Source organism: Robbsia andropogonis (assembly GCF_000970345.1).
GTDB lineage: Bacteria > Pseudomonadota > Gammaproteobacteria > Burkholderiales > Burkholderiaceae > Robbsia > Robbsia andropogonis.
In genome coordinates, this window is sequence record NZ_LAQU01000024.1 from 1 (window position 1) to 17,745 (window position 17,745).

At 54.7% G+C, this 17,745-nt stretch carries 14 protein-coding genes and 1 pseudogene; 4 read left to right on the top strand and 11 right to left on the bottom strand.

Annotated features, from left to right (window positions below):
- Nucleotide 1: 1 nt before the first annotated feature.
- The 6 genes from WM40_RS30245 to lhpI form a co-directional block, all read right to left on the bottom strand.
- A complete protein-coding gene (locus WM40_RS30245; protein WP_046153671.1) occupies nucleotides 2–178 on the bottom strand; it encodes a hypothetical protein in 177 nt (58 codons plus the stop codon).
- Nucleotides 179–429: 251 nt separating this feature from the next.
- Nucleotides 430–1,566, bottom strand: coding sequence for a mandelate racemase/muconate lactonizing enzyme family protein (locus tag WM40_RS28085; protein WP_024906221.1), 1,137 nt, complete (start codon nucleotides 1,564–1,566; stop codon nucleotides 430–432).
- A gap of 22 nt (nucleotides 1,567–1,588) precedes the next feature.
- A complete protein-coding gene (locus WM40_RS18935) occupies nucleotides 1,589–2,308 on the bottom strand; it encodes an amino acid ABC transporter permease (RefSeq protein WP_024906220.1) in 720 nt (239 codons plus the stop codon).
- A gap of 4 nt (nucleotides 2,309–2,312) precedes the next feature.
- Nucleotides 2,313–3,011 (bottom strand): amino acid ABC transporter permease, encoded by a 699-nt coding sequence (locus WM40_RS18940; protein ID WP_024906219.1) that lies wholly within the window; start codon nucleotides 3,009–3,011, stop codon nucleotides 2,313–2,315.
- 85 nt (nucleotides 3,012–3,096) lie between these two features.
- Nucleotides 3,097–3,951, bottom strand: coding sequence for a transporter substrate-binding domain-containing protein (locus tag WM40_RS18945; protein ID WP_236693592.1), 855 nt, complete (start codon nucleotides 3,949–3,951; stop codon nucleotides 3,097–3,099).
- 55 nt (nucleotides 3,952–4,006) lie between these two features.
- On the bottom strand, nucleotides 4,007–4,930 hold the full coding sequence (lhpI, locus tag WM40_RS18950; protein ID WP_024906217.1) for a bifunctional Delta(1)-pyrroline-2-carboxylate/Delta(1)-piperideine-2-carboxylate reductase: 924 nt from the start codon (nucleotides 4,928–4,930) through the stop codon (nucleotides 4,007–4,009).
- 256 nt (nucleotides 4,931–5,186) lie between these two features.
- Between lhpI and WM40_RS18955 the strand changes: the two genes are divergently transcribed.
- Nucleotides 5,187–5,945 carry a FadR/GntR family transcriptional regulator gene (locus WM40_RS18955; protein ID WP_024906216.1) on the top strand — a complete coding sequence of 253 codons (759 nt, stop codon included), beginning with the start codon at nucleotides 5,187–5,189 and terminating at the stop codon, nucleotides 5,943–5,945.
- Between the two features lie 103 nt (nucleotides 5,946–6,048).
- Nucleotides 6,049–6,692, top strand: a pseudogene (locus WM40_RS18960) (IS6 family transposase).
- Between the two features lie 204 nt (nucleotides 6,693–6,896).
- On the opposite strand, the gene WM40_RS18965 reads toward WM40_RS18960, so the two are convergent.
- Nucleotides 6,897–7,841 (bottom strand): LysR family transcriptional regulator, encoded by a 945-nt coding sequence (locus tag WM40_RS18965; protein WP_024904332.1) that lies wholly within the window; start codon nucleotides 7,839–7,841, stop codon nucleotides 6,897–6,899.
- 118 nt (nucleotides 7,842–7,959) lie between these two features.
- Here WM40_RS18965 and WM40_RS18970 point away from each other — a divergent pair, with 118 nt between their 5' ends.
- Together WM40_RS18970 and WM40_RS18975 are read left to right on the top strand one after the other, a co-directional pair.
- Nucleotides 7,960–9,144: a M20 aminoacylase family protein gene (locus tag WM40_RS18970; RefSeq protein WP_024904333.1), complete on the top strand. Its 1,185-nt coding sequence runs from the start codon at nucleotides 7,960–7,962 to the stop codon at nucleotides 9,142–9,144.
- A 39-nt stretch (nucleotides 9,145–9,183) separates the two neighbouring features.
- Nucleotides 9,184–10,494, top strand: coding sequence for an MFS transporter (locus WM40_RS18975; protein WP_024904334.1), 1,311 nt, complete (start codon nucleotides 9,184–9,186; stop codon nucleotides 10,492–10,494).
- Nucleotides 10,495–10,767: 273 nt separating this feature from the next.
- On the opposite strand, the gene WM40_RS18980 is transcribed toward WM40_RS18975, so the two are convergent.
- The 4 genes from WM40_RS18980 to WM40_RS18995 all read right to left on the bottom strand — a co-directional run bounded on the left by WM40_RS18980 (nucleotide 10,768) and on the right by WM40_RS18995 (nucleotide 17,720).
- On the bottom strand, nucleotides 10,768–12,039 hold the full coding sequence (locus WM40_RS18980; protein ID WP_024904335.1) for a glycosyltransferase: 1,272 nt from the start codon (nucleotides 12,037–12,039) through the stop codon (nucleotides 10,768–10,770).
- Nucleotides 12,040–12,184: 145 nt separating this feature from the next.
- A complete protein-coding gene (locus tag WM40_RS18985; RefSeq protein WP_024904336.1) occupies nucleotides 12,185–13,105 on the bottom strand; it encodes an alpha/beta fold hydrolase in 921 nt (306 codons plus the stop codon).
- Between the two features lie 1,097 nt (nucleotides 13,106–14,202).
- Nucleotides 14,203–15,327 (bottom strand): NAD(P)/FAD-dependent oxidoreductase, encoded by a 1,125-nt coding sequence (locus tag WM40_RS18990; RefSeq protein ID WP_024904337.1) that lies wholly within the window; start codon nucleotides 15,325–15,327, stop codon nucleotides 14,203–14,205.
- Nucleotides 15,324–17,720, bottom strand: coding sequence for a molybdopterin-dependent oxidoreductase (locus WM40_RS18995; protein ID WP_082102964.1), 2,397 nt, complete (start codon nucleotides 17,718–17,720; stop codon nucleotides 15,324–15,326). Before WM40_RS18995 ends, WM40_RS18990 begins: the two co-directional genes overlap by 4 nt.
- Between the last annotated feature and the right edge of the window lie 25 nt (nucleotides 17,721–17,745).

Here is a 17,745-nt window from a genome sequence, read left to right on the forward strand (position 1 = left end):
CTCAATAGTGACTGCTACCACACGCCTCCATGACGACGCGGCAAGGTGTGCGATTCGAGAAGAAAGTCAATATCTGCTGCCGCTTCAAGACCTTGCGCTGGATGACGCTCGGTGAGCCCTCCACGAAATGCAACTGGAACACCGTCTTCGCCAAATCGATTGCGATAATCTCGTTCATTTTGCATCTCCTAGTGAAAGGCTTCTTATGCGGGTCAGGTCATGCTAGCACTGTGGCGCTGTCGATTCGTTAGGTTGGCACCTGGGATTGGCGGGAGGCGGCCATTCCATCTAAAAAGTTTCTACACACGATTGGTTGATAATTTATATTATGTTAAATAAAATATCTACATATGAGAATTTCCCAGCTATCACACAAAGTTGGGGCGACGCGGTCGATTCAGGCGACGGTTTCCACTTTCGTGATCGATGTTATCGGGCGACTTCACGATAAAGCGTAATCACGCTGCCGTCCTGCTGCACACCCAATTGCGGTATTGCCACCCCCAGGCCGGCTCCGTGACCTGCACTGGCATAGCCGATGCGGATCTCTGCACAGCCATCTCGGTACAGAAACTGCAAATGATCGTGGTAACAGTGAAACTCTGCAGAAATCACGTTCTGCCGGGCCGCGGCAAAGTGCAAGGTCGCGGCTTGTGCAATCGCAGTGGAAAAACACTGTGGCGTAGATCTGAGCTGCGCACGCACTGCGAGGTCGTCCAGTGAGATGCCGCCGCTGAAACCGCCACATAACGGCAGACAATACTGGAGGTAACCCACAGCCTTTGTGTTAACCAAACCCTCAAACGCGCTGAAACGAAACTCTCCCTCGTTGCCGATCACCGGCAACATCGTCTCATTGATACGCGACATGGTTTGAACATCGTCGGTCCCGACCGGTGCTTGAATGGCGGCAGGCTTGAACGCGGCAAGTGCCTTGGTCCACGTCTCTACAGAGCCATCGCTTAACTGGTTCACCGCATCAACCCAGAGCGTCGCACTGTCGCCTATCGTCTCCCGGACCGCGCTTACCCGTGCGAGATCCTCCTGCAGCGTCAGACCTGCGATCTTCATTTTATAAGCGGTAAATCCCGCATTTCGATACGCGCGAAACTCCGTGCGCAGATCGTCGAGGGAATACGTATCGCGATATAAACCGCCGCTCGCATAGACCGGGGCGCTCTCGGAAACACCGCCCAGATAGCGCCATAATGGTAAGCGTTGCCCTTTTGCAACAGCGTCCCAAAGCGCGATATCAACAGCGCTGACGGCAGCCGAGACTGCCCACGGCATATCCGATGAGATTTCCTGCATTAGTGCAGCGGCTGCATCTCTTGGTGACTCGATGCAACGTCCGATCAACCGCGGTGCCACCTGCTCTGCCAGAAGCGCCAAGACGGCTTCGCAATTGGTGTATTGGGACCAGCCCTCTCCCACGCCCACCTCACCGGATGCCATTTCTATCAGCAATAATGGAGCACGCCGTTCATGCCAGCGAAAAACAGGATTCCACGCCCTGCCATCGAGCTGGCGAGAAAACGCTAATACCGTGACTTTGGCAATTTTCATCGCGCTGCTTGGGTGCCGTGCATCACGCTACGGTGCTTACCGACAGATGCGATTGTGCTGCGGTGCGTTTGCGATGAATGCGCTTTTCAAGATAACTAGCGAAACGTGTGAGCGAGAAACATATCGCAAAATAACCCAGCGAAAGCAAAAAGAACACCTGGAACGGCTGTGTCAATAGACTGTTATTAACTTGATTTGCAGCATACGTCAGTTCTTGCACGCCGATCACATAACCGAGAGACGTGTCCTTGATAGTGGTGACGAATACCCCGACCATGCTAGGCAGCATATTGTATAGCGCCTGCGGCAGGATGACGTAACGCATCCGGTCGACGTAGTTCAAGCCCAAGGCTGCGGCTGCCTGCACCTGCCCATTCGGCAAGGCTTCGATGCCCGCCCGGACCACTTCCGCTAGATACATGGCTTCGAATATCACCAATGTGCAGACCATAGCGGTAAAGCCACTCAGCGGGCGCCCGATCACGATTGGCAATAGGAAATAAATACTGAAAATCAGCATCACCAGCGGGATGCTTCGGACAAGGTAGCGCAGCAATGTCGCCGGCCGACGGATCCATCCTATCGCGCTCAACTGCGCGAGTGCGATAAGCACACTGAGGGGAAAGGCCAGGCCAATGCCGACTATCGAAAGAATAAGCGTGGCAGCAATGCCGCCCAAAGGACCATTGGGATAGGTGCCTATCAACATCAACAGCCAGTTGTCGCGAATGATCTCCAGCATCTGCCTACCTCGAAACAATACTGAAACGCCGCGACAGCCAAGCCCCAACGCCCATCAGAGTCAGCGCAAGAACGACATAAAGGACCGTGCTAACGCCATAAATATCCAGCGTCTGAAAGGTATTGCTGGCAATTTCTTTTGTCGCGTACGTCAATTCGATGGCGCCCACAATCATGGCAAGACTCGACGTTTTGACCAGTAAAACACTCCCGCTGATCAAAGGCGGCAATGCCTTCCTCATTGCCTGCGGCAGGATGACGTAGCGCATCGTGCCAAGGTAACTAAGTCCCAGCGCTTTTGCTGCCTGACGTTGCCCCAGCGAAACACCTCGGAGACCACTGCGGATGTCTTCGGCAAGATAGGCGCTGTAGTAAAGTCCAATTGCGATAGCGGTGAAAAAATATTCGCTGTGATTGGCATTTGCCCAATCTTGAATGGATTGGGGCATCACATTGGATACGCCGAAGTACCAAAGGAAGATATGCACCAAAGGGGGCACATTCCGCTGATATTCGATAAAGCAGACGACCAGGAACGCGACGATCCGGATCTTACTCATCCGGATCGTCGCAAGCGCAATGCCAAACAGAAAAGCAAGCAGCCAACTGCCGAGGGACAGCAGGATCGTCCCGAGCAGACCCGTCGCCAACAAACGGATATTATCGGGCGTCAGAATCGACAGATGGCTTGAGAGCGAACCCATGGTGTTTTATTCGACCCGGCTATGCGGTGACTACGTGGGTTGCCATCAGCCCTTGATCGGCTCGATCTTGAAGGAGCGCTTCATTTTATAAATCGTGCTCGGTCCCATCCATTTGTCGAAGATTTTTTTGCGCTTCGCCGGATGTCTCGATGTCGACCAATGCATCGTTCACCGCCTTGAGCATCGTGCCCTCGTTTTTGCGAACGCCGAAGCCCCATGTTTCTTCGCCGACGGGGGTATCGATTATCTTATAATTGTCCGCTTGCGCACCCAACTTGCTAACCAGTCGACTTGCCACTACCTCGGAAACGCTGAAGGCATCGGCCTTGCCCTGCACCATGGCAGCGAAGGCAGTCGGTGTATCTTCAAAGCCCACCAACACCGCACCCGGTACGGCATGCTTCACGAAGCCTTCCGTGATGCCCCCTTTAGTGAAACTGATGCGTTTGCCCGACAGGGAAGCCAATGAGGTGTAGCCTCGATCGGCGCGCACAGTCAATTTATGTTCGCTGACGTAATAGCCGTCGGAGAAATCGACTTGCTGCGCACGTGCCGGTGAATACCCCAGTCCAGCCGCCATGATATCGGCGCGACCGGCTTGCAGTTCGGGAATGCGTGCTTCGATCGTCACTGGCTTGACCTCGGCTTTGACACCCAGTCGTTTCGCAACGGCCTGACACATATCCACGTCATACCCCTGCAACTGGCGATCTGCGCCAACGAAACCGAAGGGCTCGAAAGCACCCAACACGCCGCAACGCATCACGCCGCTGGCTTTGACATCGGATAATTCATCGGCGTGTGCCACGCTGGCATTGCAGGCAAACCCCAGAACGAGCGCCGATGCAGCCACGTTCAACGCGTGTTTGGAGTTTCCTTTGTAACCATTTTTGCACAGGCGCTTGACCGTTTTTTTCAACCCGTCGCTTACGACTTGCATTGCATTCTCCCCGAGGACAACTTTCGCCGTTTGATGTACTGCGTTGGACAAGCGCTTATTGACCAATCCGCGCCGTGATGGTTTTCTTTGCGACGCGGCAGGCAGCCAGATCCCAGGCGGCGCACCCTACTGTCTTCAGCAAGACCGGAGCAGTGATGTCGAGTGTTCCATCCAGCGCCTGCGCCATAGAGGCAACCGTCGTCCAATCGATGCCGGCCTGAATCAAATCGCCCGCCTCGTGACGCGCGCCCAATGGATCGTCTACCACTACGTAGCTGGAGTCCACCGTACACTGCCCTAACTCCGCGGCATCCGGCGTGAACGCCCCTACGCCTATTACAAGACGGCCGACGCGTGCCGGGCTTGTGTAGACCGGCGACTTGCTGGTTGTAACCGTCACTACCACGTCCATTTCGTCCGGAATAACATCGCTCTCAAGTGCGCGGAGTTCCGGAACGTCCACAACGTGTTTGCGCACAAAATGCCGCGCACTATCCTGTGACCGGCCCTTGATGTAAATCCGTGTCTGCGGGAATGCGGCTGCCAGTGCGTGTACATGGTGTACCGCCTGCGTGCCTGTGCCGACGATCAACACATTATTCGGGATCGACTTATAGAAGGTCTGAATCCCTAACATCGTGACCGCGGCAGTACGCCGCCCTGTCACGGTCGGGCCATCCAACACAAACAGCATTTCCCCCGTCACTGCGTCGCAAGCAATCACTTGCCCATGGATGGTCGGTAGTGCCTTCGTGCCGTTTTGGGGACACACATTCACTAGCTTGTGAATCGCCATGTCGGCTGCACTCGACGGCATAGACAACATCACGCCACCCGCCTGTAACGGTACGACCAGTCGCTCCGGGCTGACGATCTCCGCGCCCGCATATTGCGTGATCGCTACGCGTAAGGCAGCGACCAGTTCGACGTAATCGAGTAAGGCCGCCGTGCCGGTCGCGTCAAAGGTCTGAGTGGTCATATAAGCAAAATCGTGACGATAACGGAAAAGGGGAAGTCGAGCTGCGGCAAATGGCTAGCCGTTTTCAGGTCGCCCTATTTTGTGCGAATCTATACCAATATTGGCGCAAAATAAACCAGAATAAATTCGTCCTCAGCGAAGCTGGACTCAGAATGTACCAAAATACCGCGTTACCTATGCTTTTCTGACACTTTCAAAGCGTTGCTAGATTTCTTGTGTGGTATATTAAAAACCAATTTTCCGTTGAGGTTAAGCGATGACAGCCACGAGACTGGCATTCGAGGGAGAGTTTCGGCCGCTGCAGATCTATGAACAAGTCTCCGAGAAAATCCGTGAAGGGATACGCTCGGGTCACTTCAGCGCAGATACGCGATTGCCATCGGAGCGTGAATTAGCCGCGCGCTTCGGCGTGGGGCGACCGGCCGTCCGAGAAGCCATCGGTGCCTTGCAAAATGAAGGTCTTGTGCTCACCAAGCCGAATTCAGGCACTTACGTTGCGCCGATGGCGGCGGAAGTGCTGGCAAACGCCGCGAACCGCAGCCTAAGCGATGCCGCGAGTAACGTCGAACAGGCACCCTCCGACTTCAGCCCAAGCGCAACATTGGATGTACGTTTGATTCTGGAGCCCGCCATCGCACGCCGTGCTGCGGCGGGAGCCCAACGCGACAATCAAGCGGAACGTTACCTCGATCAGATGGAAACGGTCACCGATATCAACGACCCGGCACAGCGAGCGCTGTGGAATAACAGTGATCGGCTATTTCATAGACAACTTTCTGCAATGACCGGCGATGCGCTACTCGTGAAAATTGCCGAAGAAATTGCGCGGACGATGGATCAACCCTTATGGAAGCGTATCAAGGACGATGGCATTTACGACCCCAATCGCATTCGCCTTTATGTCGCCGAACACCGCTTGATCTATGAGGCCATCGTCGTTGGCGACGCGGATGCCGCAGCGTTCTACGTGGAGCAGCACATTCATCGTGTGCGCCGCGATATCGCACCGAAATAATATCTAAAATCGCCGTCATGTCTATCTATCGATAAATGGCTCTGGTGCAAATAGGCGGTGCGAGTCGGTTAAAGTATCGAGCCCAACAATCGGGTGAATGCTGATGAGCAAGCGCAAAGACCAGCCGGGGCTATTTGATGGTCGACATTTTGATCGAAAAATCATCGTGCTGTGCTTGCGCTGGTACCTTCGCTACAAGCTCAGCCTGCGCGATCTGGTGGAAATGATGGCTGAGCGCGGTTTATCGCTGGCTCACACCACGATCATGCGCTGGGTGAAGCGCTTTACCCCGGAGTTCGTTAAACGCTGGAACCGATTCGTGATCCCTTCGGGTCGCTCGTGGCGGGTCGATGAGACCGATATGAGGATTCGCGGCAGATGGGTCTACCTGTACCAGGCGGTTGATCGAGATGGCCATACAGTGAACTTCTTACTCAGGGCCAAAAGCGCCGTGGCTGCAGCCAAAGCCTTTTTTCGCAAGGCGATCATGCACCAGGGCTAGCCACCAGAGACTACACGCTCGATGGTTACGCTGCCTCGCACCGCGCGTTGCGGGAGATGAAGGCCGATGGCCTGCTGCCCGAAGACACGAAGGTCCGATGCTCGACGTGTCTGAACAATATGGTTGAGCAGGACCAACGAAACATCAAGCCCAGAACGCACGTGATACTCGGCTTCAAACGGTTCAGAGATGCCGCGGCAACGATCTCGGGCATCGAATTGATGTATCGCATTCGCAAGGGCTAGTTCGATCTGACCAAACTCGGTCTCGCAATCCTGCGCAACACGTTCGATGTTGGCCTGGTGCTGGCGCCGGAGTTGGTGATGTGGAAGCACGACTGACTGACGTTTAATCCGGCCACTGACATTAAGAAGCACAGGGTCCGGTGCGAGATAAGCGATGTCGGTTAAAGCATAAAAAATCCAAAGGTAACAACCAGACTACTTCATTCAAATCCCTACCGCTCCTCCCAGTAAGGCCTCGCCCAGTTGTCGCCAGAGATAGGCCGCCGCAGGCGAGGCGCGCCGACCTACACGCCGGACGAGTTGGCGCGAGAAATCTCGTGCGATGGGGTGATCAATGTCTAATGCGACCAGCAACCCCGCATTAACGTACAGGCGCGCCGTTTGTCGTGACATGAAGGCCACGCCCAGGCCAGCTGCCGCAATGGCTTGCGCGGCGGAAAAGAGATCACATCGTACGGCGGCGGACAAGGTCATTCCCTCTGCCCTGGCCATCGCATCAACATACTGCTGAATCGCAAAGTGTTCCGGCATGAAGATCAAGCGATGAGCAGCCAGATCAGCCACGCGAAGCGGCACTTCCTGTTTGGCCAGGTCATGGTCAGGACTCACCAAGGCGCAGATCGGTGCGCCCTTGAACGCGCGAGCACGAATTGCCGGTTCGCGGCTTGCTCCCGCGCATAAACCCAGATCCGCCACGTCATCGCGGACCATCGCCAATACTTGCGCGGTTGCACCAGCACGCAAGTCGACGACAATATCCGGATACTCCCCACTGAAGCGGGACAGCGCGCCGGCCAACAGATTTTCCACGAAACCCTCGCCAACGGCGATCGTGACTCGTCCTTGTCGCAGCCCCCGGTAGGCCTCAAGTTGCATGACAATACCGTTTTCGCGGCGTTGGCGGTCACGAAAATACTCGATCACACTCATACCGACGTCGCTAACGACCACGCCACGGCCGCGCCGTTGCAATAGGACGACATCAAAAGCGGTTTCCATCTGTGCAATTTTACGGCTAATGGCGGAGGGATTGATTCCCAGCGCATCAGCGGCCGCACGGATACCACCGTGGCGTTCGATCGTGTGCAGGTAATGCATGCCGCGCGTGCTGAGTTTTTCGACACGTGTATCGCTTGGCCAATCGGACATGACTCCGCTCCCATAATGTTGCCTATCAAGGCAACATTATGGGCCTCGATAAGTCATTTTTGGCTGTTTTTTGCGATGGGATACTCGACCCGTTATTTTGAGTGTTTGGAGCGTGTTCATGGTTACCGAAGGGCAATTTTGCGATCTTTCCGAGACGATCGATCTACATGGCGAGTTGTGCGAAATCCGGCGCGATCTACACGCACATCCTGAACTGGCCTACGGCGAGTTCCGCACGTCGGATAAGGTCGCGGGACTGCTCGAAACATGGGGCTATACGGTAAGCCGCGGGCTCGGCGGCACCGGCATGGTTGCCTCGCTGCGTGCCGGCGAGGGGCATAGGGCCGTGATGGTGCGTGCTGACATGGATGCGTTGCCTATCGCGGAGGAAACCGGCCTTCCCTACGCCAGCAAGCACGCGGGCTTGATGCACGCCTGCGGTCATGACGGTCACACGACGATGGTGCTGGGCGCCGCGCGACACCTTGCTCGCACGCGCCGCTTTAACGGCACGGTACATCTGGTCTTTCAGCCAGCCGAGGAGATCGGTGCGGACAGTGGCGCGGAGAGGATGATCGCCGATGGCTTGTTCGAGCGCTTTCCCTGTGAGGCGATTTTTGGCCTTCACAATCACCCCGGATATCCCGCGGGAACGTTCATGTTTCGCGAAGGCGCTTTCATGGCGGCGAGCGACAAGGCGAAGATCACGATTCATGGACGAGGCGGTCACGCCGCACGGCCCCAGCTCTCTCTCGATCCCGTAGTCATCGGTAGCAGTCTGGTCATGGCCCTGCAAACCGTGGTGGCACGCAATGTTGATCCCATGCACACAGCGGTGGTTACCGTCGGCGTGTTTCAAGCGGGCCATACCGCCAATGTGATTCCGGAGAGCGCTACCCTTGAACTGAGTATCCGCTCGTTCGACCCCGACGTGCGGAAATTGCTGGAGCAACGCATCCGGGCACTCGCCGAGCATCATGTACAGGGCTACGGCGCGCGGATGGAAATGGAGTACGTCATGGGCTATCCGGTGGTGGTCAACAGCGCCGCGGAAACCAAACTTGCCGCACAGGTGGCATGCGAGCTTGTAGGCGCGGACCGTGTAAATGACCATTTTGGCGCCATCGCGGGAAGTGAAGATTTCGCGTACTACCTGCAAAAGAAGCCCGGATGTTTTTTGCGACTGGGAAATGGCGCAAACGCGCCCATGCTGCACAACGCCGCCTACGATTTTAACGACGAAAACCTGACAATCGGCGCTGCCTATTGGACGCGACTCGTGGAACGCTTTTTGGCGAATTGAGTCCACCCCGCCCCGATCGGCCATGCATTGAATTTCCCCATGAAAACCCTATCAGATAATCATCACCCCGATGCCGCGTCTGCTCATCACGCGCCTCGCTCAACCACGACTTCGCAGCGTCGCATCGTAGCGGCTGCCGTCGCGGGAAACCTGCTCGAGTTCTTTGATTTCACCGTTTACAGTTACTTCGCACTGTTGATCGGAAAATTGTTTTTCCCAACAACGGACGCGGTGGTTTCAACCTTGTTGTCACTGTCAGCCTTTGCTATTGGATTCGTGGCACGTCCGGTTGGCGGCTTTGTGCTCGGACGTTACGCCGATCGACGAGGCCGCCGCGCCGCCCTCACCCTGACCATTTTATTGATGGGACTAGGCTCCGCCATTATCGGCCTCACGCCGACTTACGCGAGTGTTGGTCTGGCGGCACCGGTCACCATCGTCTGCGCGAGATTGCTGCAAGGTTTTGCGCAGGGCGGTGAATTCGGTGCCGCGACGGCGACGCTATTGGAGACCGGCGCGGCCAGCAGCCGGGGGTTTCGGGCCAGTTGGCAACTCGCAAGTCAAGGTGCTGCTGCCTTGATGGGTTCCGGACTTGCCGCGATCCTCACTTATCAGTTAAGCAACGATGCGCTGCTGGCGTGGGGTTGGCGCGTTCCTTTCCTGCTGGGTACACTCATCATGCCGGTTGGCATCTATCTGCGCCGCCATATCGTCGAGGAGCCAGTGGCCCCAGCATCGCGCGCGCGTTTGGCGCGTGAGCAGGCATTGGTGAAAAAATGGGTCCTGACCGTCTTCGCGATCATGGGCATGACGGTGGCAACCTACGTGATGATGTATTACATCCCAACGTACGCAATCCAATACCTGCATTTGCCCAGGAAGATCAGCACACTCGTGGCCACGGCCGCACCGCTGGTATCGCTTCTGATGTGTCCGCTCTGGGGCGCGCTGTCGGACAGGATGAATGCGCGCAAGCCACTGACGATGCTAGGTCGAATCGTGTTGATCCTCCTGCTCTACCCTGCATTCTGGTTGATGAACCACTTCCCTTCTGCTGGGGTGGTGACGGCACTGATCGTATTGCTGATGTTCTTTTATACGATGGGTTCTGCCCCGGCCTACGCCTTGATGCCTGAGAATTTTCCTAAGCATGTTCGCGCGGGGTACCTCGCCAGTGCTTACGCAGTCGCCGTTTCGGTGTTCGGTGGGACGGCGCAATTGATGGTCGCCTGGTTGATTCGAGTGACGGGAAACACCATGGCACCGGCCTGGTACATGATTGTTTGTGTAATAATTTCCTTGATCGCTGTATCGATGCTCGAGGAAACGGGGCAAAAAGCACTCGACTGAGCTTGAGGAAACCAACGCCCGGGCAGACCTCATCGATAGCCTACCGGCGTCTATCTGACGCCGGAAATGCCATTCGTGATCGATGCGATTGCGATACGCGCGGTGGTGCTATCACTGACATCTGGATCCCTGCGCATAGTGCATAGATCCAGCAGTAGCGCATCGGGTAGCATCGATCGATGCATGGCCTCGCGTTTCGCACGCTACCGCGCATTCCAAACGACGGAGAATCGCCGCTAGCCTGTCCTCGGGGCGGCGAGCATCTCATGTTGTTCAGGCCGCTTTTTTCTCCACCCTGGCCGCGCGACTTGCAAACCCTTCGATATGTTGGGCGGCGGCATCGCAGCAGTCGCCCGCTTGCAGCACACGTTGCGCGGCTTCCGCGCAACGGGATGCCATCTCGGGATTGCGTATCACCGACTTCAGCGCCTCCGTCAATACAGCGCCATCGATAGGGCTGTCAAGACGCACGCCGCAGCCACTTTTTACGATACGTTGCGCATTGTCGAATTGGTCATGGGCGAACGGTGTCACGATTTGTGGAACGCCCGCCGCATACGCCAATGCTGCGGTTCCGATGCCGCCGTGGTGAACAATCCCGGCACAGCGTGGCAACAACGCGCTCATGGGCACGAACTCCCGCACCAGAACGTCCGGACGATCACGCCACCGATCGCCCGTGTTACGAGCGAGTACGATCGCGCGCATACCGGTGTTTCGGATCGCTTTATCAACAGCACCGAAATACGTATGCGCGTCGATACCGGTTGATCCCGGAGTAAATACAACAGGCGCATTGCCGGTGGCAAGAAATCCCGTCACCTCGCCGTCGAGCCGCTGCGCCGCAACGTCGTCAAATAGCGGAAAACCAGACATCCAGTGATTCGTTGGCCAATCCGCCTGAGGTGTCGCAAACCAAGCGGGAAACAGGCAGAGAACGCTGTCGGTCGAATGCATCCACCGCCCCAGAATGCGCGTCGCAGGGGGTAAGCCAAGAGACGCGCGAACCTGATTCAATGCAGGTCCGCATGTCTTGTCGAGCATCTTTTTTTCGAGGAAAGCCAAGCATTGTTTCTTCACAGGCAAAGGCAACCACGTAGGCAGGTTCATCCGCTTGTGCGTTGGTGGTGCGATCGCCGACAACAACGTCGATGGCGAGATCTGTACCGAGATGTACGGTACCTGATGGAGCTCTTGCATCAAGCGGGCGGCGAATGCCCACAACGTTCCCACCAATACGGTGTCGTCATCGACGAGTGTGCACAATGCATCGTAATGTGGACGAATGGATGGTGCGATCACATTCCATAACGTACGAAACGAGGTGCGCGGATGCCACAACGCAGGATTGTTGATCGCGCTTTCGTACTCGGCGCGCGTGCCGATCGGGACAAAACGGAACCCTTCTTTTAATGCCAATTCCTCGAACGGCGGATGCGAACAAAAGACCACGCGGTGGCCGCGGCGTGCCAATGCACGGCCGATGCCAAGCAGCGGATGGACGTCGCCTGCCGAACCGATTGCCGTAATGACGATCTGGGACATGATGAATTTACTTGCAAGGTCAACCGGCGTGGCAGGATCTGCGCATTGACGTTTTTCGCCTGCACAGGTAATACATGGTCCAACCAGCCGTCACGAATGGTACGGGCCGTGCACGCGTTATAGGCAGGGGTGTAAATAAGCCTGTTTATTGAACCGCTTCGTAGTTGGCAACAGCGGCTGAACGCATCAATGCAGGGGTAACGATCGGTTGAGGCATAACTGGATGATCCCAGCGCTGGCCACCACCGAAGAAATCCATGAGTGCTTCCTGCATTGCCGCAGCCTGTTCGCGCCCTTCCAGCTCCAGAAAGTGTCCGGTATTGGCTACAGTCTCGAATTCGGCATCCGGGATGTATCGTCCCAGTGTTCGAATATCGGCCGAGGTCGTGTATTCGTCGAGGTCGCCATTGATAAACTTGACCTTGCTTTGAATGCTCGACAGACAATGCATGTAACTCTCGGGTTGCAACGCAAGGATTTGCTCGACGTGGAACGCGACCTGTTTTTGTTCCGTTTCGGGCAGACTTGTCAAATACATGTAATTGGTGTGCTTCAGCATGCGCGGCAGATGCTTGCCAACCGTATCGTTTAACAATTGCGCGGCTTGCAGGTTTTCGCCGGCATGAATATGTGCGCGAGCCCGCGTCACATAGTCGACCATGGCTGGATTCAGGAACGGAGAAAAAGAGCCGATAACCGCGCGCTTGATGCTGCTGGGCTCGCGGGCCAACGCGAGCAGAGATGCCAAGCCACCCCACGAAACGGAGTACAAAAATTTCGGCTTGAAGCGATGAATCAAGTGTAGAAGGATGTCGACTTCATCCTCCTTCGTCAGCAAGAAATTGGTATCGCCATTCAACGGGCGAGATTGCCCCGCGTATGGCAAGTCGAAACAAATAACATTATATCGTGCGCTGAGATACTTTACTGTCTTGCGGAATGAAGCGGTGGTGGACAATGCGCCATTCACCAGTATCACACTCTCTCGATCAACGTCGAAAATATGGTTTTCGACGTGAAGGTTGAGCGAGGACGGTACTTGGACCACGGTTCTTTCAACGAACATGTGACACCCGTTATGGTGAGATTAATACAACGCAGTATTATTGGGCAAGGCGCGTTGAAGCGCCTGCGTTAGCGCATTTATCCGACGCCGCTTCCAGCAATGGATGGTTATAAGAACAGGAAAGGTTGTACTCGGTAATAAACGTTACATCGTATGGTCAGCATAGGGTATCACCCGATAAAACTCAAGATTTTTATTGCCATGCCTTTTGAATGTTGCTGGTTATTATTTTTGAAATTTTAGGCTTTCAAAGTGTTCCGTCGATATGAACGATTTAGTTGCACAATTAATTATAGAAGATGATTTTCGTTGTAAGGTATCATGCGGAATGATGTAAAAATTATGGCAAAACCAAGGTTTTTCGTCGCATTTATGCCGCACACGAAAAGTACCGTGTGACATATCCATACATGACTATCAATTCAACCTGGACAATGGGTGCGGACCTCTAAACGCGTCATTCTTTTCACAATGGCTTCAAGCATGTCAGCGTACGTTCGATCGGGTACTATCGTCAGGCATCTGTAAAACGTTTGCGTAAGACGTATCGGTGGGCATGCGTTTGATATAGCGAATTAAGAGCAGCTGTCCCGGGACTGTCTTTCGGCGCTAAAAAAAGTGACGACCCTGACTGACACAATGAAATTCTTTCATTTTGTAAATTTAAGGCAATACGTACGTTTTAGATGCATGTGTTGATCAATTAATAATTATTAAATGTTAATATCAGTCATGCTGACTTGGTTTTGTGATATCTAATAATATGAATATTGTGTCAAGGCAAAAAATATATTACACATTGTGGTTGCGCAACGTTTTTTAAAATCTTTGGCTAGCATAATTTTTGTGTGCTAGACAAATAATTTAACTTATATTTAATAATAAGTCGTTGAGTGCGTCTTGCTAAACATCTTTGGCTATATTTAGATGCTTAGGGGAAATAGGTCTATGTATCAAGCTTTCACCTGCCCTGTCGTCGGTGATGGCGTATCCACTCGCCAGCGAGATGCGCAAGCGCGCTCCTGCCCAGCCGAGGGACGGGTGACACGAACTGGTCATCCGATTCACATGGCGACATGAATCATTTCTCCAGCACGTTAATGCTCGTGAAAACCAGACTCCCTGGCAAACCGATCACATCGAAATTCGTCAATGCCTTCAGGTTGACCGTGTCCCGCTATCCATCGAGCAATGCGACCCGCATGCAATGGTGCCAGCGTGACGCCGCTGTGACACGTTACAACGAACGCGCCAGGATACGTTGGCGATTCCGCATATATCGGAAATCCATCGGGACTCATCACACGCAACGCGCCCCATGCGCGCACGAGTTTTACATTGGCCAACAAAGGAAAACAGCGAACGGCGCGTGCTGCTATGGACACCAGCATGTCGGGAGTGGTTCCGTCATCCCAACCAACGTCTTCCATTGAGTCGCCTAATTGTAGGGTGCTGTTATCGGTCTGGCGAACATAGGAAGTGGGGTATTCCAGAAAGCGTTCAACGCGTTCTGTGATCAGTATCTGGCCTCGATTGGGGCGCACTGGCGCTTGCAGGCCAACATGACTTGACAGAGCCGCATTTCCCAAGCCGGCGGATAGAACGACCCGGGCGGCGTGAAATGTTTTAGCGGCGGTCTTGATCGCAAAGCCCGCGTCGCTCACATAGGCAATCGATTCCACGCGCTGCTTGCCTTGTATAGAAACACCCCGTTGCCTACATGCGGCGTATAAAGCACGAAGCAGCAATAATGGGTTTACATGTCCATCCATCTCAGTAAAACTCGCGCCAGCCACACTGGGGCCAATACCCGGCAGGAATGATTCAAGCGCCGACCTTTCAAGCATCCGGAACGGATAGTTGCCGCCCACCGACGTACGGATGCTTTCCAATCGCGCCTGGCGTTTGGCTAATTCCAAGTCGTCGAAACATAGGTGAAAACCGCCCCGCTGCTCCAGTTTCGAATCTACGCCGGTTTCATCGAAAAGAGACGACGCGAAATTTTTCCACTCTTCGGCTGCAATGCGGGTCCAGCGCGCATAGGAACCCGAGCCATAACCTTTATTTTGGACCCACACCAAACCAAAGTTTCCATGGGCGGCACGATGGCTGGTATCGTCGGCATCCAACACAGTCACCGTTTGCCCCTGTTTTGCCAAACCATAAGCCAATGCCGTCCCCACTAACCCGGCACCGACGACCACGACATCAAGTGATTTCATTGAATTGGATTTTCCCGTTCAAGCGCACAGATCTCGGGGAGTTGATGAGCCTTCATAGGTGGTACCACGCCATGCCACAACGCTACTTCAACCAGTGCCGATAACGCGCTGGGGGCTTGCGCCAGCCTCGACGTTCCGGCATCCAGCGTCAGCACGTTCGGGTTGCCATGCCGCTCCAGTGTGGCGCTCTCCGGATCGAACCATGCGCCAGTGGGCATTATGACAACTTGCCTGACCAAGTCGGTGGTTACGACTGCTCCCGCTAAACATGCACCTCGCTCGTTGAACACGCGTACGACGTCCCCGTCACGAATACCTCGTGTGCGCGCATCTTCCGGGTGAAGGAAAATGGGTGCCCGACCTTGTATTTTTTCAGCCAATGAAACACTACCGGCATCCATTTGGGAGTGCAGCTTGTCAGCCGGTTGATTCGTGATCAAGTGTAGGGGTGAAATTGCCGTCGTATTGCTACCAAGCCATTCTTTGGGCGCTAGCCAACTAGCATGCGGCGGACAGTCGTCGTAAGCAAACTGGGCGATGGTCTTTGAGTAGACTTCTATTTTTCCCGAGGGCGTGTTCAAGGGACACGCTAATGGGTCGCTTCTGAACGCCTCGAACAGGACGAAATGCTTTTCGGGAGGAGGAAATTCAATATGACCCGATTGCCAAAATGCATCGAAATCCGGTAGTGCCATTCCTTGTTTAGCGGTGCCATCGACAACATCCTGATAAATGCGCTGCAGCCAGCCGCGCTCGTTCAAGCCGTCGCTAAACGCCACTTCGTGGTCCGCACGCGCGGCTAGATCGCGGTAAATATCAAAATCGTTCCGCGCATCGCCCACTGGCGAAATCGCACGATGCATCGCTAATATAAAGCGATCGCGTGATGAGCCACCGATATCGTTCCGCTCCAATGTGGTAGTTGCTGGCAACACAATGTCGGCCCGGCGAGCCGTTGGCGTCCACCATGCTTCATGGACCACGATGGTCTCTGGCTTTTCCCACGCCCGCATCAATCGATTCAAGTCCTGATGATGATGGAACGGATTTCCACCGGCCCAATACACCATACGAATGTCTGGATAGGTCTGCGTCTTGCCATTGAAGTCATATTGCTGCCCTGGCGATAAAAGCATGTCTGTCAGTCTGGCAACGGGGATGCCTTTACCCAATGGGTTTTTTCCAGTTGGCATTTCAAGCCCTGGGAAATCGCCACGAGGGTTCCCTACCCCATTCATCGAGCCGTGCCCAAACGCGAAGCCGCCGCCGGGCAAGCCGATCTGGCCCAGCATCGCAGCCAATGTGACCGCCGTCCAATAAGGCTGTTCCCCATGATGCCCGCGTTGTAGAGACCATGCGACCGTTATTAAACATCGAGAAGACGCAGCGCGCCTTGCCAAGTTGATGATGTGCTTTTCGGGAATACCGGTCAGTGCCTCCGCCCATGCGGCACTTTTGACAACGCCATCCGATTTGCCCAATAAATATTGGGCAAACGCGTCGAACCCTTCGCAGTATCGATCCAGAAAGGCCGCGTCATGCAGTCCTTCAATCAACAATGTATGAGCCATTCCCATCATCAAGGCCGTGTCTGTATTGGGGCGCAAGCCAATCCATTCGGCATTGATGTTTTCCGGGGTGTCGGCACGAAACGGGCTCACCGAAACAAATTGAATTCCCGCGCAGTATGCTTCGTTTAGCCACTGACCCATTACGTGTTCGCCTGCACCGCCAGACGTAATGTCGCCATTCTTCAAGGCGAGTCCGCCAAATGCAATGATTAGACCTGTATTGGCAATGATGCTGTTCCAGTCCGTAACACGGCCACTGACGGGCGCATACGTACCAATCACATGCGGCAGAAGAAACTGCGCGGCGCCCCAGCTGTAATTACCTTGTTGATCGATACAGCCGCCACCAGAATACAGAAATCGATGCGTCAAGGTGCGCGCATGATGTAGACGCCCCGCCGAGGACCATCCATAGGAGCCCCCAAATAGACCTTGCGCGCCATGTTGCGCCCTAACCCGCTGCAGCTCACCCGCAACGAGATCCAGGGCCACGTCCCACGATACTTCCACATACCCTTCCACGCCGCGAGCGGAACGATCCGATCGCTCTCGAGCGGCAAGCCATCCCCGCCGCACTGCTGGACGCTTTACCCGTAACGGTGAATACACCTGTTCCACAATTGCTTTCAGAAGTCGGGAAGGAGCCGGATCCTTTTTAAAAGGATCACAACGGATTAATCGCCCTTCACGAACAATGGCTTCAAATGCGCCCCAATGCGACAAGGAAGGGAAACGCTTCTCGCGACCGTCATGATTGAGGTCAAACTCACTATCGCCATTGCCTTGCGAATCGCCAGCGGTCTCGTACGTTTTGCTAGCCATGGTTTTCCTTTGTCGCCGCCAATAT

Excerpts from the sequence above, each read along its gene's own strand:
- WM40_RS18980 (WP_024904335.1), bottom strand. The coding sequence starts at position 12,039 with ATGTCCCAGATCGTCATTACGGCAATCGGTTCGGCAGGCGACGTCCAT.
- WM40_RS18990 (WP_024904337.1), bottom strand. The coding sequence starts at position 15,327 with ATGAAATCACTTGATGTCGTGGTCGTCGGTGCCGGGTTAGTGGGGACG.
- WM40_RS18965 (WP_024904332.1), bottom strand. The coding sequence starts at position 7,841 with ATGTCCGATTGGCCAAGCGATACACGTGTCGAAAAACTCAGCACGCGC.
- WM40_RS18935 (WP_024906220.1), bottom strand. The coding sequence starts at position 2,308 with ATGCTGGAGATCATTCGCGACAACTGGCTGTTGATGTTGATAGGCACC.
- WM40_RS18970 (WP_024904333.1), top strand. The coding sequence starts at position 7,960 with ATGGTTACCGAAGGGCAATTTTGCGATCTTTCCGAGACGATCGATCTA.
- WM40_RS18985 (WP_024904336.1), bottom strand. The coding sequence starts at position 13,105 with ATGTTCGTTGAAAGAACCGTGGTCCAAGTACCGTCCTCGCTCAACCTT.
- WM40_RS30245 (WP_046153671.1), bottom strand. The coding sequence starts at position 178 with ATGAACGAGATTATCGCAATCGATTTGGCGAAGACGGTGTTCCAGTTG.
- lhpI (WP_024906217.1), bottom strand. The coding sequence starts at position 4,930 with ATGACCACTCAGACCTTTGACGCGACCGGCACGGCGGCCTTACTCGAT.
- WM40_RS18995 (WP_082102964.1), bottom strand. The coding sequence starts at position 17,720 with ATGGCTAGCAAAACGTACGAGACCGCTGGCGATTCGCAAGGCAATGGC.
- WM40_RS18955 (WP_024906216.1), top strand. The coding sequence starts at position 5,187 with ATGACAGCCACGAGACTGGCATTCGAGGGAGAGTTTCGGCCGCTGCAG.
- WM40_RS18940 (WP_024906219.1), bottom strand. The coding sequence starts at position 3,011 with ATGGGTTCGCTCTCAAGCCATCTGTCGATTCTGACGCCCGATAATATC.
- WM40_RS18945 (WP_236693592.1), bottom strand. The coding sequence starts at position 3,951 with ATGCAAGTCGTAAGCGACGGGTTGAAAAAAACGGTCAAGCGCCTGTGC.
- WM40_RS28085 (WP_024906221.1), bottom strand. The coding sequence starts at position 1,566 with ATGAAAATTGCCAAAGTCACGGTATTAGCGTTTTCTCGCCAGCTCGAT.
- WM40_RS18975 (WP_024904334.1), top strand. The coding sequence starts at position 9,184 with ATGAAAACCCTATCAGATAATCATCACCCCGATGCCGCGTCTGCTCAT.